Source organism: Streptomyces sp. JW3 (assembly GCF_052216785.1).
In the GTDB taxonomy this organism is placed as follows: Bacteria; Actinomycetota; Actinomycetes; order Streptomycetales; family Streptomycetaceae; genus Streptomyces.
In genome coordinates, this window is record NZ_JBQOUX010000078.1 from 1 (window position 1) to 12913 (window position 12913).

At 75.3% G+C, this 12913-nt stretch carries 10 protein-coding genes; 5 read left to right on the forward strand and 5 right to left on the reverse strand.

The features are described 5' to 3' along the window. A partial coding sequence (locus ACTT8P_RS26795; protein ID WP_442834322.1) for a polysaccharide deacetylase family protein occupies window positions 1-516 on the forward strand: 516 nt, incomplete at its 5' end. Between the two features lie 18 nt (window positions 517-534). Here ACTT8P_RS26795 and ACTT8P_RS26800 read toward each other — a convergent pair. Genes ACTT8P_RS26800 through ACTT8P_RS26815 form a run of 4 tightly spaced genes read right to left on the reverse strand, consistent with a single transcriptional unit; the run spans window position 535 to window position 5342 of the window. Continuing rightward, a complete protein-coding gene (locus tag ACTT8P_RS26800; protein WP_442834323.1) occupies window positions 535-1671 on the reverse strand; it encodes an XdhC family protein in 1137 nt (378 codons plus the stop codon). Next, window positions 1664-3790, reverse strand: a complete 2127-nt coding sequence (locus tag ACTT8P_RS26805) for a xanthine dehydrogenase family protein molybdopterin-binding subunit (protein ID WP_442834324.1) — start codon at window positions 3788-3790, stop codon at window positions 1664-1666. The genes ACTT8P_RS26800 and ACTT8P_RS26805 overlap by 8 nt, the downstream gene beginning before the upstream one ends. Then, complete coding sequence (locus tag ACTT8P_RS26810; protein WP_442834325.1) at window positions 3787-4779, reverse strand: FAD binding domain-containing protein; 993 nt, start codon at window positions 4777-4779, stop codon at window positions 3787-3789. Before ACTT8P_RS26810 ends, ACTT8P_RS26805 begins: the two co-directional genes overlap by 4 nt. Next, window positions 4776-5342, reverse strand: coding sequence for a (2Fe-2S)-binding protein (locus tag ACTT8P_RS26815; protein WP_442834326.1), 567 nt, complete (start codon window positions 5340-5342; stop codon window positions 4776-4778). The genes ACTT8P_RS26810 and ACTT8P_RS26815 overlap by 4 nt, the downstream gene beginning before the upstream one ends. Window positions 5343-5602: 260 nt before the next feature. Between ACTT8P_RS26815 and ACTT8P_RS26820 the strand changes: the two genes are divergently transcribed. The 4 genes from ACTT8P_RS26820 to ACTT8P_RS26835 all read left to right on the forward strand — a co-directional run bounded on the left by ACTT8P_RS26820 (window position 5603) and on the right by ACTT8P_RS26835 (window position 12070). Further along, on the forward strand, window positions 5603-6184 hold the full coding sequence (locus tag ACTT8P_RS26820; protein WP_442834327.1) for a TetR/AcrR family transcriptional regulator: 582 nt from the start codon (window positions 5603-5605) through the stop codon (window positions 6182-6184). A gap of 227 nt (window positions 6185-6411) precedes the next feature. After that, complete coding sequence (locus ACTT8P_RS26825) at window positions 6412-7917, forward strand: cytochrome P450 (protein ID WP_442834328.1); 1506 nt, start codon at window positions 6412-6414, stop codon at window positions 7915-7917. After that, complete coding sequence (locus ACTT8P_RS26830; RefSeq protein ID WP_442834329.1) at window positions 7914-8918, forward strand: (-)-alpha-amorphene synthase; 1005 nt, start codon at window positions 7914-7916, stop codon at window positions 8916-8918. Before ACTT8P_RS26825 ends, ACTT8P_RS26830 begins: the two co-directional genes overlap by 4 nt. 242 nt (window positions 8919-9160) lie before the next feature. Further along, window positions 9161-12070, forward strand: a complete 2910-nt coding sequence (locus tag ACTT8P_RS26835; RefSeq protein WP_442834330.1) for an ATP-binding protein — start codon at window positions 9161-9163, stop codon at window positions 12068-12070. Between the two features lie 61 nt (window positions 12071-12131). On the opposite strand, the gene ACTT8P_RS26840 is transcribed toward ACTT8P_RS26835, so the two are convergent. Then, entirely contained in the window at window positions 12132-12881 is a 750-nt protein-coding gene (locus ACTT8P_RS26840) for a response regulator (RefSeq protein ID WP_442834331.1), read from the reverse strand. Between the last annotated feature and the right edge of the window lie 32 nt (window positions 12882-12913).

Here is a 12913-nt window from a genome sequence, read left to right on the forward strand (position 1 = left end):
TTCTTCGTCCTCGGCGAGAACGTCGCCCGCCACCCGGCGGTCGCCGCCGACACGGTCCGCCGGGGGCACGAACTCGCCGTGCACGGCTGGACGCACGACCGTCCCTGGCTGCCCTCGCCCGGTCGGGACGCCCGCGAGCTGGTCCGGGCCGCGCGGGCGGTGTGCGAGGTCACCGGCCGGTGGCCGTACTGGTACCGCCCGCCCTACGGCATCCTCACCTCCGGCCGCTGGGCGGCCGCCCGGCAGACGGGGCTGCGGCCGGTGCTGTGGACGGCGTGGGGCCGGGACTGGACCCGGCACGCCACGCCCGCCTCGGTGCACCGCACGGCCGCAGCGGACCTGCGCGGCGGCGGCACGCTCCTGCTGCACGACAGCGACCACGCGTCCGCCCCGGGAAGCTGGCGCGCGACCCTCGGCGCCCTGCCCGCCGTCGTCGCCGGCTGCCGTGCCGCCGGCCTGGCGGTGGGCCCCCTGGAGGCGCACGGAGTGATCGGGGACGGGGCGAGCCGGCGCTGACCCGCCCCGTCCCGCCGCTCAGGCCGCCGCCCCCGACAGCTCCCGGTCCCGGTGGATCGGCGCGCCCGAACCGGTGAGCGGCACGCCGGTGCCGCCGCGCCGGGCGGCGACGATCTCCGCCGCGATGGACAGCGCCGTCTCCTCCGGGGTACGGGCACCCAGGTCGAGGCCGATCGGGGAGCGCAGCCGGGACAGTTCGCGGTCGGTCAGACCGGCCTCGCGCAGCCGCCGGGTACGGTCGGCGTGGGTGCGGCGCGAGCCCATCGCGCCGACGAACGCGACCGGCATCCGCAGCGCCTCGGTCAGCAGCGGTACGTCGAACTTGGCGTCGTGCGTGAGCACGCACAGCACCGTCCGCGCGTCCGTGGCGGTGGACCGCAGATAGCGGTGCGGCCAGTCGACGACTATCTCGTCGGCGTCGGGGAACCGGGCCGCCGTGGCGAAGACCGGCCGGGCGTCGCACACCGTGACCCGGTAGCCGAGGAACTTGCCGGCCCGTACCAGCGCCGCCGCGAAGTCCACCGCGCCGAACACGATCATCCGGGGCGGTTCCACACTCGACTCGACGAGCAGCGAGAGTCCGCCGGGGCAGTGCGAGCCGTCCTCCGAGAGGCCGACGAGGCCGGTGCGGCCGGCGTCGAGCAGGGCGCGGGCCTCGGCCGCCGCCGTCCGGTCCAGGTCCCGGTGGCGGCCGAGACCACCCTCCCAGGACCCGTCGGGACGTACCAGCAGGGCGTGTCCCAGCAGGTCCGCCGGGCCCCGGACGACCCGGGCGACGGCGGTCGGCCGCCGGCCTGCGGCGGCCGCCAGCGCCGCCGCCAGCACCGGCCGGTCGGGCGCGTCGGCGCGGACCGGGGTGATCAGGACGTCGATGACGCCGCCGCAGGTCAGGCCGACCGCGAAGGCGTCCTCGTCGCTGTAGCCGAACCGCTCGCGCACCGTCCGGCCGTCCTGGAGCGCCTGCACGCACAGGTCGTACACCGCGCCCTCCACGCACCCGCCGGAGACAGAGCCGATCACCGTGCCCTCGCCGTCGACGGCGAGGGCGGCGCCCAGGCCGCGCGGGGAGCTGCCGCCGACGGACACCACGGTGGCGACGGCGAAGTCCCGGCCCTGCTCGGCCCAGCGGTGCAGTTCACCGGCGATGTCAAGCATGTCCGCCCGCCTCGATGACGCGGTCCGGCCGGATCGGCAGGTGCCGGTGCCGCACCCCGGTGGCGTGCCAGACGGCGCCCGCGATGGCCGCCGCGGCCCCGACGACGCCGATCTCGCCGATGCCCTTGATGCCGACCGGGTCGTCCGGGTCGGGGTCGTCGACCCAGTCGGCCTCCAGCCGCGGGACGTCGGCGTGGGTGGCGACGTGATAGCCGGCCAGGTCGGGTCCGTAGTGGCCGCCGAAGGACTGGTCCCGGACCGCTTCCTCGTGCAGGGCCATGGAAATGCCCCAGGCCATGCCGCCGAGCAGCTGGTTGCGCGCGGTGAGCGGGTTGACGATGCGGCCGGCCGCGAAGATGCCGAGCATCCGGCGTACCCGTACCTCGCCGGTGGCGGGGTCCACGGCGACCTCGGCGAACTGCGCCCCGAACGAGTGCCGTTCCTTCTGCGTCAGGGACATGAGCGCCTCGGTGGTGTCGGACCGCACGGTGATGCCCTGGGGCGGGATGCCCGCGCCCAGGGCGAGCCGCTCGCGCAGTTCGGCGGCGGCGGCGTTGACCGCCCAGGCCCAGGAGCGGGTGCCCATGGAGCCGCCGGCGATCCCCGACGGCCCGAAGTCGCTGTCCCCGATGTGCACCCGGACCCGGTCGGGCGTCGTCTCCAGCGCGTCGGCGGCGACCAGGGTGAGGGCGGTACGGGCGCCGGTGCCGATGTCGGCGGCGGCGATCCGCACGGTGAAGGTGCCGTCGGCCTCCGCGGTCACCAGGGCGGTGGAGGGCAGGGCGCCGGCGTGGAAGGAGGCGGCGGCCGTGCCGGTGCCGACCAGCCAGCGTCCCTCGCGGCGCAGCCGGGGGCGCGGGTCGCGGTCGGCCCAGCCGAACCGGCGGGCGCCCTCGCGGAAGCAGGCGGCCAGGTTGCGGCCGCTGAACGGCAGTCCGGAGACCGGTCCGGTCTCCGGCTCGTTGCGCAGCCGCAGTTCGATCGGGTCGAAGCCGGTCCGCTCGGCGAGTTCGTCGAGCGCCGACTCCAGGGCGAACGACCCGGGCGCCTCGCCCGGCGCGCGCATGAAGGTCGGGGACGGCACGTCGAGCCGTACGACGTCGTTGACCGTGCGGTGGGCGGCGGCGTCGTACATCACGCGGGCCACGCCGGCGCTCGGCTCGACGAACTCGTGGACGGTGGACGTCTGGCTCAGCGAGCGGTGTTCCAGGGCGCGCAGCCGACCGTCGGCGTCGGCGCCGAGCCGGACCCGCTGGAGGGTGGGGCTGCGGTAGCCGGTGAGGGAGAACATCTGCCGGCGGGTCAGCACGACGCGGACCGGTCGCTGGAGGACGGTGGCGGCCATCACGGCGGAGACCTGGTGGACGCGGACGCCCTTGCTGCCGAAGCCGCCGCCGATGTGTTCGGAGCGGACCCGGACCGCGGACTCGTCGAGGGAGAACATCTTGGCCAGTTCGCCCTGCACCCAGGTGGCGCCCTGGTTGGAGTCGACGACCTCCAGCCGTCCGCCGTCCCAGCGGGCGGTGGCCGCGTGCGGCTCCATCATGCTGTGGTGCTCTTCGGGGGTGCCGTACTCGGCGTCCACGACGTGCGCGGACGCGGCCAGTTCGGCCGCCAGGTCGCCCTTCTCGGCCACCCCGGGCATCACCCCGTCGGCCGGGTAGGCGTCCGGGCGGTCCGCCGCGAGCGCCACGTCGTGCGGCTCCTCGTCGTAGGTCACGACGAGCGACTCGGCGGCCTCCCGGGCCTGTTCGGGGGTTTCGGCGACGACGAGCGCCACCGGCCAGCCGACGTGCGGCACCCGGTCGTGCTGGAAGACGGCGGCGGTCGGGTCGGGGATGCCGAGCATGCCGACGTAGTCGGTCTCCACGCGCGGCGCGTTGCCGTGGTGCAGCACGGCGACGACGCCCGGCATCGCCAGCACCGGACCGGTCTCGACCGCGCGGATCCGGCCGCGGGCGACGGTGGACAGCACCAGCCAGCCGTGGGCGAGACCGGCGAACGGGATCTCCCCGGAGTACCGGGCCGCTCCGGTGACCTTGGCGCGGCCCTCGACGCGGGTGTGGGCGGTGCCGACGGCGCCCTTCGGCGTGGTGCGGCCGGTCGTGGTGGTGGTCATCGGGCGGCCTCCTCGGCGAGTTGCGTCAGCACGGCCACCACGAGGTTGCGCATGAGGGTCACCTTGTATCCGTTGTGGGGCAGTGGCCGGGCCGCCGTCAGTTCGGCGTCCGCGGCGGCGGCGAACGCCGCCGCGTCGGCGGGGCCGCCGGTCAGCGCGCGCTCCGCCGTCCGGGCCCGCCAGGGCCGGGAGGCGACCGCGCCGAAGGCCAGCCGTACGTCCCGCACGACGCCGTCGCGGACGTCGAGGGCGGCGGCCACCGAGCCGATGGCGAAGGCGTAGGAGGCGCGTTCGCGCACCTTGCGGTAGCGGGAGCGGGCGGCGACCGGGGCGGGCGGCAGCGTCACACCGGTGATCAGCGCGCCCGGCGGCAGGGCGGTCTCCCGGTGCGGGGTGTCGCCCACCGGCAGGTAGAAGTCGCCGAGGGGGATTTCCCCCGGTCCGTCGGCCGTCTGGTAGGAGACGACGGCGTCGAACGCGGTCAGCGCCACGCCCATGTCCGAGGGGTGGGTGGCCACGCAGTGGTCGGAGGCGCCCAGGATGGCGTGGTTGTGGTGCTCGCCGTCGAGGGCGGAGCAACCGCTGCCGGGGGCCCGCTTGTTGCACGGGCGGGCGGTGTCGGTGAAGTAGCCGCAGCGGGTGCGCTGGAGCAGGTTGCCGCCGACGGTGGCCATGTTGCGCAGCTGGCCGGAGGCGCCGGCCAGGACGGCCTGGGACAGCGCCGGGTAGCGGCGGCGGACCTCGGGGTGGGCGGCGAGGTCGCTGTTGGTGACGGTCGCGCCGATGCGCAGCTCGCCGCCGGGGGTCGTCTCGATGCCGTCCAGGGGCAGTTCGCGGACGTCGACGAGCAGGCCGGGCCGTTCGACGCCGGTCTTCATCAGGTCGACCAGGTTGGTGCCGCCGCCGAGGTAGCGGGCGTCCGGGTCGGCGGCGAGCAGGGCGACCGCGCCGGGGACGTCGTCGGCGCGCCGGTATCCGAACTCCCTCATGCCGCCGCCTCCTCGGTGTCGTGCGCCCGCTCGTCGGCGGCGCGGGCCACCGCGTCGACGATGGAGACGTAGGCGGCGCAGCGGCACAGGTTGCCGCTCATGCGTTCCCGGATCTCCTCGGGGGTCAGCTCGGGTGGTCCCGCCTCGGGCCGTACGTCGTCGGTGGCGGCGCTCGGCCAGCCGGCCGCGTGCTCCTCGATGACGGCGACGGCCGAACAGATCTGGCCGGGTGTGCAGTAGCCGCACTGGTAGCCGTCGAGGTCGAGGAAGGCCTGCTGCACCGGGTGCAGCCGGTCGCCGTCGGCCAGGCCCTCGACGGTGGTGATCTCGCGTCCGTCGGCCGCGACCGCGAGCTGGAGGCAGGCGACCGACCGGCGCCCGTCGATCAGGACCGTGCAGGCGCCGCACTGTCCCTGGTCGCAGCCCTTCTTGGTACCGGTCAGGTCGAGCCGCTCGCGCAGCGCGTCGAGCAGGGTGGTGCGGTGGTCGACGGTCAGGGGGTGCTTCTCGCCGTTGATGTGCAAGGTGATGGCGCTGTACGTCGGCGAGGGCGCTGAAACCATGATCAGCCTTCTTCGTGCGTCAGGGAACTGAAGGAATGGCGCTGTACGAGAGGGGGTGGGGGATGGAAAACGTCTCGGGCGGGGCGCGGCACGGCGGGGGCCGCGCGCGGCCGGGAGGCCGGGGGCTCTGGCGCGTGGCGCGACCACGGATATGCTGAGATCAACCGGACAGCTGTCCGCTCACTACGAAAACGTAACGGACAACTGTCCGGTTATCAAGGACGGGATTCGGCCAGAGCCCGTGAGCGTGAGGAGGACGAGTGGAGCAGTCCGGGAACAAGGCGCCGTCGCGCTCGGACGCGCGGCGCAACCGCGAGCGGATCCTCGAAGTGGCCCTCACCGAGCTGACGGCCTGCGCGAACGCCCCGCTGAGCGCCATCGCCAAGAAGGCGGGCGTCGGCCAGGGCACGTTTTACCGCAACTTCCCCGACCGCGAGGCGCTGGTCCTGGAGATCTACCGGCACGAGATGGGGCAGGTCGCCGACAGCGCGGCCGAACTGCTCGCCGAGCGGGAGCCGGAGGAGGCCCTGCGCGCGTGGCTGGACCACCTCGCCCGCTTCGCCCTGACCAAGGCGGGCCTGGCCGAGGCCATCCGGCAGGCCACCAGCGCCCCGGGCGGCCTGGCCAAGCCAGAGCCGTCCCCGGTGACGGCCGCGATCGAGCTCCTGCTGCGCGCCAACGAGCGGGCCGGCACCATCCGCCCCGGTGTGACCGCGGACGACTTCTACCTCGCCATCGCGGGTCTGTGGCAGATCGAGCCGCACGACAACTGGCGGACCCGTGCCACCCGGCTGCTGGACTTCGTCATGGACGGACTGCGGGCGGGCGCGCCCGGGCGGTGAACACCGCTCTCGATCTCCCGGACGGTCGCCCGCGCCACCCCGAGTGACGCACGCGGAATGACGCGCACCGCATGGCGCACACGCCTCTGCGTGCCTCCGTGCGCCCCCGCACGAGGGGACAGGGGCCGACCGCGAGCCGTTGAGCTGGGCAGAACAATGACTCGAGCAGCGGCCCGGTGAGCGGTCACCGGGCCCGTCCGTACGTCGGCTGAGGCAGGTGGTGTCCCATGAGCGAGGCCGTATCCGCGACGGAACGCGTCTGGACGACCGGTGTTGCGCCGGGCATATTACCGTTCTTCGGAAACGCTATCGCACTGCTCCGGCGCCCGCTGGACTTTCTCGAATCCCTGCCCGCGCGGGGCGACTTGGTGGAGATACGGCTGGGGCCGCGCCGCGCCTGGGTGGTCTGCGACCCCGAGCTGGTCCAGCGGATGCTCAAGGACCCGCGCACCTTCGACAAGGGCGGCCCGCTGTACGACCGGCTGCGGGGGGTGATGGGCGACGGCCTGGTGACCTGCCCCCATGACGCACACCGCCGCCGGCGCAGGATGGTGCAGCCGGCGTTCAGCCCCGCGCGGGTGGCCGCGTGCACCGGCCTCATGGGGGCGGAGGCCGCGGCGGTGTGCCGCTCCTGGCGGCCCGGGCAGCGGGTCGACGTGACGGCCGCGATGCTCGCCCTGACCACCGGGGTCACCAGCCGGCTGCTCTTCTCCGGCTCCCTGGACGCGGGCCGGGCCGCGGCGGTGCGCTCCTGTCTCGCGGTGGTGGTCAAAGGGCTGTTCGTCCGGACCGTCGTGCCGGGCGACGCCCTGTTCCAGGTGCCCACCCCCGGGAACCGGCGGTACCGGAGCGCGGTGCTCCGGCTGCACGCGCTGGTCGACGCCCTGGTCGCCGAGCGGCGCCGCGGCGCGCCCCGCGACGACCTCCTGGGCACCCTGCTGGCGGCCACGCGCGCGGGCGGCGGCGCGGCGGCCGGCCAGGGGGACGCCCCCCTCACCGAGCGGGAGGTCCGCGACCAGCTCGTCACGCTCCTGCTCACCGGCGTGGAGAGCACCGCGATGTGTCTGGCCTCCGTGTTCGCCCTCCTGGCGGATCACCCGGAGGCGGAGCGGCCGCTGGTCGAGGAGCTGGACACGGTCCTCGACGGCTGTTCCGTCCCCGGCCCCGAGGAGCTGGCCCGGCTGGTCCGCACCCGCGCGGTGGTCACCGAGACCCTGCGGCTGCGCCCGCCGGGCTGGCTGTTCACCCGGCTCACCACCCGGGCGGCCGAACTGGGCGGGCACCGGCTGCCGCGCGGCGCGACCGTCCTCTACAGCCCTTATCTCCTGCACCACCGGGACGAGTCGTTCCCCGAGCCCGACCGGTTCCGTCCGGAGCGGTGGCTGCCGGGCGCCCCGGCTGCGGCCGGGGCGGGCGGGGCGCTGCTGCCGTTCGCCGCGGGCAGCCGCAAGTGCATCGGCGACACCTTCGCCATGGCCGAGGCCGTCGCCGCCGTGGCCGTCATCGCCGGCCGCTGGCGGCTGCGCGCGCCGTCCGGGCCGGTCGGCCGGCCGCGTCCGGCGGCCACGCTGGGCCCCCGGTCGCTGGTCCTGGTCTGCGAACCCCGGACGGACCTGCCGGGCGGCGCGTCCGGCCCCCGGGCCGAAGCCCCGCGGACCGGACTCCCACCCGCCGGACTCCCCCGTACCGGACAACCGCGCACCGGACTACCGACGGCAGGTGACGACGTATGACGACCCAGTTGACCAACGCGACGAGTGCGACGGTCGGTGCGAAGCCGGGCAGTCTCAAGGCGCTGATCGAGAGCACGCTCCACATGCCCTTCCCGTTCCTGGCCAACCCCCATGAGCAGGTGGCTGCGGCCGGGGTCGACACCTGGCTGCGCCGCTGGGGGCTGACCGCCGACCCGGCGGTGGCGGACATGATCGTCCGTACCCGTCCGGCACAGCTCGCGTCCTACAACAGCCCGACGATGGACGCCGATCTGCTCCAGCTGGTGGCCGATCAGATCGCCTACCAGTTCGTCTTCGACGACCGGGCGGAGGAACTGGGCCGCCCGGGGCCGGACCGGCTGCTGCCGCTGGTGTGCGAGAGCGTCGCGATCCTGCGGGACGGCGAGCCGCCGGTCACCCAGCTCGGGGCGGCCCTGGCCGACCTGCACCGGCGGGTCCGGGAGCGGTGCACGCCCGCCCAGGCGGCCCGCTGGGCCTGGCACAGCCGCGAGTACGTGCACGGGCTGCTGTACGAGGCGGTGGCGCAGAGCCACTCGCTGCCGCCGCGGATCGCGCTGGTCACCTCGATCCGGGCGCTGATCGCCGGGGTGGAGCCGTTCTATCCGCTGTGCGAGGCCGCGCAGCCGGCGGAACTGACCGAGCGGGAGCTGCACCACCCGGCGATGCGGCGGCTGGGCCGGCTCTCCGCCGACGCGGCGGTGTGGATACCCGACCTGTTCTCCGCGGTGAAGGAACACCGCACGGGCGGCCTGATCAACCTGGCCCTCGCCTACCGGCGGGCGCATGACTGCTCCCTGCCCCAAGCCGTCACCCTGGCGGTCCGGCGGATCAACGGCACGATCGAGGAATTCCAGCGCCTGCGCCACACGATCGCCCCCGAGCTGAGCCCGGCCGGCGCCGGCTACGTCGACGGCATGGCGGGGTGGATACGCGGCTGCTACCACTGGTCGCGGGTGGTACCGCGGTACGCGGAGACGGCGGGGGTGCCGGTGGGAGCCTGACGGCTCCGGTGAACGGGGCGGGCGCCGGGCGGGACCCCGGTGGGTACGTCGGCGGCGGCGGTGCGCCGTACGGCTGATGGCGAAACGGGCCACGTTACCCATCCGGGGACCGCCCCATACACCGGCACTGCCCGATTCACCCATTCTCGTCGAACCTGTCTCAGAATCCGGGCAGTTGAGGCAGTCCGGGCGTACGCTCGGCGCTGTCCTCCGACGGCCGTCGACAGGAAGCAGTACGGCACATGGCGACTGGACTGCGTCAACCGGGCACCAGGCACCGTTCGTTACTGGAACGACGGCAGGAACTGCGCGCACTGGACGAGGCCTTGGCCCGGCTCTGCGACATCGGCGGCGACCTGCCCCGCGGCCGACGCGGCGGCGTGGTCGCGTTCACCGGGCCGGCCGGAATGGGCAAGACCACCCTGCTGGCCCGGGCCCGGGCCGAGGCGGTCGCCCGCGGCTGCACGGTGCTGTCCGGCCGCGGCGGCGAGAACGAGCAGGAGCTGGCGTTCCGCGTGCTGCGCCAACTGCTCCAGCCGTCCCTGGCGGTGCTGGACGACCACGAGCGCCGGGCGTTTTTGGGCAGTTGGTACGACATCGTGGCGGCCGCGCTCGGTCTGGAGGCGACCGGCACCGCGCGGGCCCCCGACCCGCTGGGCGTGCGCGACGGCCTGGACTGGGTGATGACCCAGCTCACGGTGCGCAAGGCACCGGTCGTGATGCTGCTGGACGACGCGCACTGGGCGGACCTTGAGTCGCTCGGCTGGCTCGCCTCCTTCGCGCCCCGTGCCGAGGACCTCCCGCTGCTGATCGTCACCGCCTACCGCCCCGACGAACTGCCGCCCGAGGCGGACGCGTTCCGGGCGCTGACGGAGCGGCACGGGGAGCGTCCGCACAGCCTGGCCCCGCTCACCGAGGCCGCCGTGGCCCGGATCGTGCGGGACAGGGTGGGCGAGTCGGCCGAGGACGCGTTCTGCGCCGAGTGCTGGACGCTCACCGGCGGCAGCCCCTTCGAGACGGTCGAACTGGCCGTCCGGCTCGACGAGGCCGGACTGACCGGCGTCCGGGCCGATCTGGCGACGATGCGCGGCCTCGCCTCGGCCGTGAAGGGGCCGGGGCTGCTGGACCGGCTGCACCGGCTCGGCGGTCCCACCGTCCGGTTCGCCTGGGCGGTGGCCGTACTGGGTGCACCGGCGCCGCCGGAACTGGCCGCCACCTTGGCGGTGGTGGGCGCCGAGGAGGGCGCCGCGGCCACCGAGCGGCTGCGCGCCGCCCGCATCCTGGCCACCGGCACGGGGGCCGGCGGGGGCCTGGAGTTCGTCCATCCGCTGATCGCCACGGCGGTCCACCGGGACGTCCCGCCGGGGCTGCGGGTCGGGATGCACAACACCGCCGCCGAGGCCGTGCGCGCCGCCGGGCTCGGCCCCACCGCCGCCGCCCGGCATCTGCTGGAGGTGCCCTGCGAGGGCAAGCCCGCGGCCGTCGCCTGTCTGCGCGAGGCCGCCCGGGAGTATCTGCGGGCCGGCGCGCCGGAGGCCGCCCGGCGGGTCCTGGTCCGGGCGCTCCAGGAGCCGCCGCCCACCGAGGAGCGGGCCGCCCTGCTGCACGAACTGGCCTGCGCCACCTTCCTCATCGACCCCGCGGCCACCGTCAGCCACCTCCGGGACGCGCTGACGGAACCCGCCGTCGACCCGGGGCTGCGCGCCTCGATCGTCTTCCGGCTGGCCCAGGCGCTCGCCCACACCGACCATGTCGCGGAAGCCGCCGCGGTGGCCGGGCAGGAGGCCCGGCGGGCCGGCAACGCCCGGGTCCGGCTGCGGATGCAGGCCGACCACTTCGTGTGGAGTGCCTTCCGCGCCGACGAACCGGACTCCGCGGCGCGCTCCCGCAGGCTGGCCCGGCTGGCGGAGCAGTTGCCCGGCCGCCGGCTGGAGGAGCGGTACATCCTCGGGCTGCGCGCCTGGGACGCCGTACTGCGCGGCGAGCCGCGGCGCACCGCGCTGGCCTTCGCCGAGGAGGCGCTGCCCGGCGGGCTGAGCTGGACCAGCGAGCACCAGGGTTTCGAGGTGCCGGTCTCCGTCGCCCTGGTGTTCATGTACGCCGATCAGCCGGGCCGGGCGGAGGAGCTGTTCACCCAGGGCCTCGCCGAGTGCGAGCGCAAGGGCTGGCGCGGGTCCCATCTCGCCCTGGGCCAGGCTCTCTTCGGCTACATCCGCTACCGGCGCGGCTCGCTGGCCGAGGCGGAGGACCTGGTGCGGGCGGGTCTCGGGATCGCCGACCGGGTGGCCGGGGCGGTGCCCGCGCAGTGGTTCGCCGTCGGCATCCTCATCCAGACCCTGCTGGCCCGGGGCCGCGTCACCGAGGCCCGCCGGCTCGCCGACAGGTACCGCTACGGCGAGGTCGTGCCGAACGCCGTCATCTATCCCGATCCCCGCACGGTGCACGCCGAGTTGCTGCTGGCCGAGGGCCGGCACCGGGCGGCGGTCCGCGTCCTGACCGAGGTCGGCGAGTGGCTGGACGGACGGGCCTGGCGCAACCCCGCGTGGTGCCCCTGGCAGCTGCACCTGGCCCGGGCGGTGGCCCGTACCGAACCCGGCCGGGCGGTGGCGCTGGCCCGGGACGCGGTCGGACGGGCCCGGGACTTCGGCGCCGCGTCGGTGATCGGGCAGGCCCTGCGCACCGAGGCGGAGGTGACCGGCGGGCCGGCGGCGCTGGACCTGTACGGCGCGGCCGTGGAGCGGCTGGAGGCGTCGCCCGCGGCCTACGAGCTGGCCCGCGCGCTGATCGACCACGGCGCGCTGCTGTCCCGCAACGGCCGGGTGCAGGAGGCCGCCGACCGGCTCTACCAGGGGCTGGAACGCGCGGTGCACTGCGGTGCGGAGGGGTTGGCCGGCCGGGCCAGGGCGGAGCTGTCCGCGGCCGGGCTGCGGCCGCTGCCGCTGCGGTACGCGCAGAGCGACACGCTGACCGCGCGGGAGCGCCGGGCCGCCGAGCTGACCGTCCGCGCGGATCCGCCGGACGTGATCGCCAAGGAACTGCGGCTCACCGCGCAGGGTGTGCGGCAGGTGCTCTCCTCGGTCTACCGCAAACTGGGCACCGACGCGGAGGGCCTGGGCCGGGCCCTGGAGAACGCGCCCCGGCCGCGCTCCTGACGGGGAAGCCCGGTGGTTCGCGGGGCCCGCACGCGAGGCGACCGCGGCCCCCGGCGGCACGTCACGCGGGCGCCTCTCCCGTGGACGGCAGATCGCTTGGGCCCGCCGTGCCGTCGCGGTGGCGGTAGCGGCGTTCGGGGCGGCCGGCCACGCCGTAACGCAGGGAGACCTCGGCGCTGCCGACAGTGTGGAAGTACTCCAGGTAGCGCCGGGCGCTGACCCGCGAGACGCCGGTGCGGGCGGCGCACTCGCTGGCGGACAGCGTGCCGTCGGCGTCCCGCAGGGTGCGTTCGATCAGCTCGGCGGTCTCCACGCTCATGCCCTTGGGCAGTGCCGGGACCGGCGCGGGGCCGGCGGCGCCCGCCAGCACCCGGTCCACGTCGGCCTGGCCGCGGACCACCGTCTCCAGCAGCCGGCCGCGCTGCACGGCGTACCGTTCCAGGCGCAGTCGCAGATCCTCGAACTCGAAGGGTTTGAGGAGGTAGTCGACGACGCCCTGCCGTACGGCGGCGCGCACCGTGTCCGTCTCGCGGGCCGCGCTGACGACCATGACGTCGCAGTCGTGGCCGGCGGCCCGCAGCCGGGGCAGCAGATCGAGGCCGAACACGTCGGGCAGGTACAGGTCGAGCAGGACCAGGTCGGGGCGGAGCCGGTCGACGGCGGCGACGGCCTGTTCGCCGGTGGCGGCGGCGCCGACGACCCGGAAGGGGGTGACGCGTTCGACGAAGGCACGGTGGATCCGGGCCACCATGAAGTCGTCGTCGACCACGAGGGTGTCGATCGGCTTCGTCCACCTGGTTCCGGTCGTCATGTCGCTCCTTCCGCCACCGCGTCGGCGAGGTG

What these genes read in the sequence shown, in the direction of transcription:
- ACTT8P_RS26840 (WP_442834331.1), bottom strand. Translation starts at nt 12,881, where the DNA reads ATGACGACCGGAACCAGGTGGACGAAGCCGATCGACACCCTCGTGGTC.
- ACTT8P_RS26830 (WP_442834329.1), top strand. Translation starts at nt 7,914, where the DNA reads ATGACGACCCAGTTGACCAACGCGACGAGTGCGACGGTCGGTGCGAAG.
- ACTT8P_RS26810 (WP_442834325.1), bottom strand. Translation starts at nt 4,779, where the DNA reads ATGAGGGAGTTCGGATACCGGCGCGCCGACGACGTCCCCGGCGCGGTC.
- ACTT8P_RS26835 (WP_442834330.1), top strand. Translation starts at nt 9,161, where the DNA reads ATGGCGACTGGACTGCGTCAACCGGGCACCAGGCACCGTTCGTTACTG.
- ACTT8P_RS26815 (WP_442834326.1), bottom strand. Translation starts at nt 5,342, where the DNA reads ATGGTTTCAGCGCCCTCGCCGACGTACAGCGCCATCACCTTGCACATC.
- ACTT8P_RS26800 (WP_442834323.1), bottom strand. Translation starts at nt 1,671, where the DNA reads ATGCTTGACATCGCCGGTGAACTGCACCGCTGGGCCGAGCAGGGCCGG.
- ACTT8P_RS26805 (WP_442834324.1), bottom strand. Translation starts at nt 3,790, where the DNA reads ATGACCACCACCACGACCGGCCGCACCACGCCGAAGGGCGCCGTCGGC.
- ACTT8P_RS26825 (WP_442834328.1), top strand. Translation starts at nt 6,412, where the DNA reads ATGAGCGAGGCCGTATCCGCGACGGAACGCGTCTGGACGACCGGTGTT.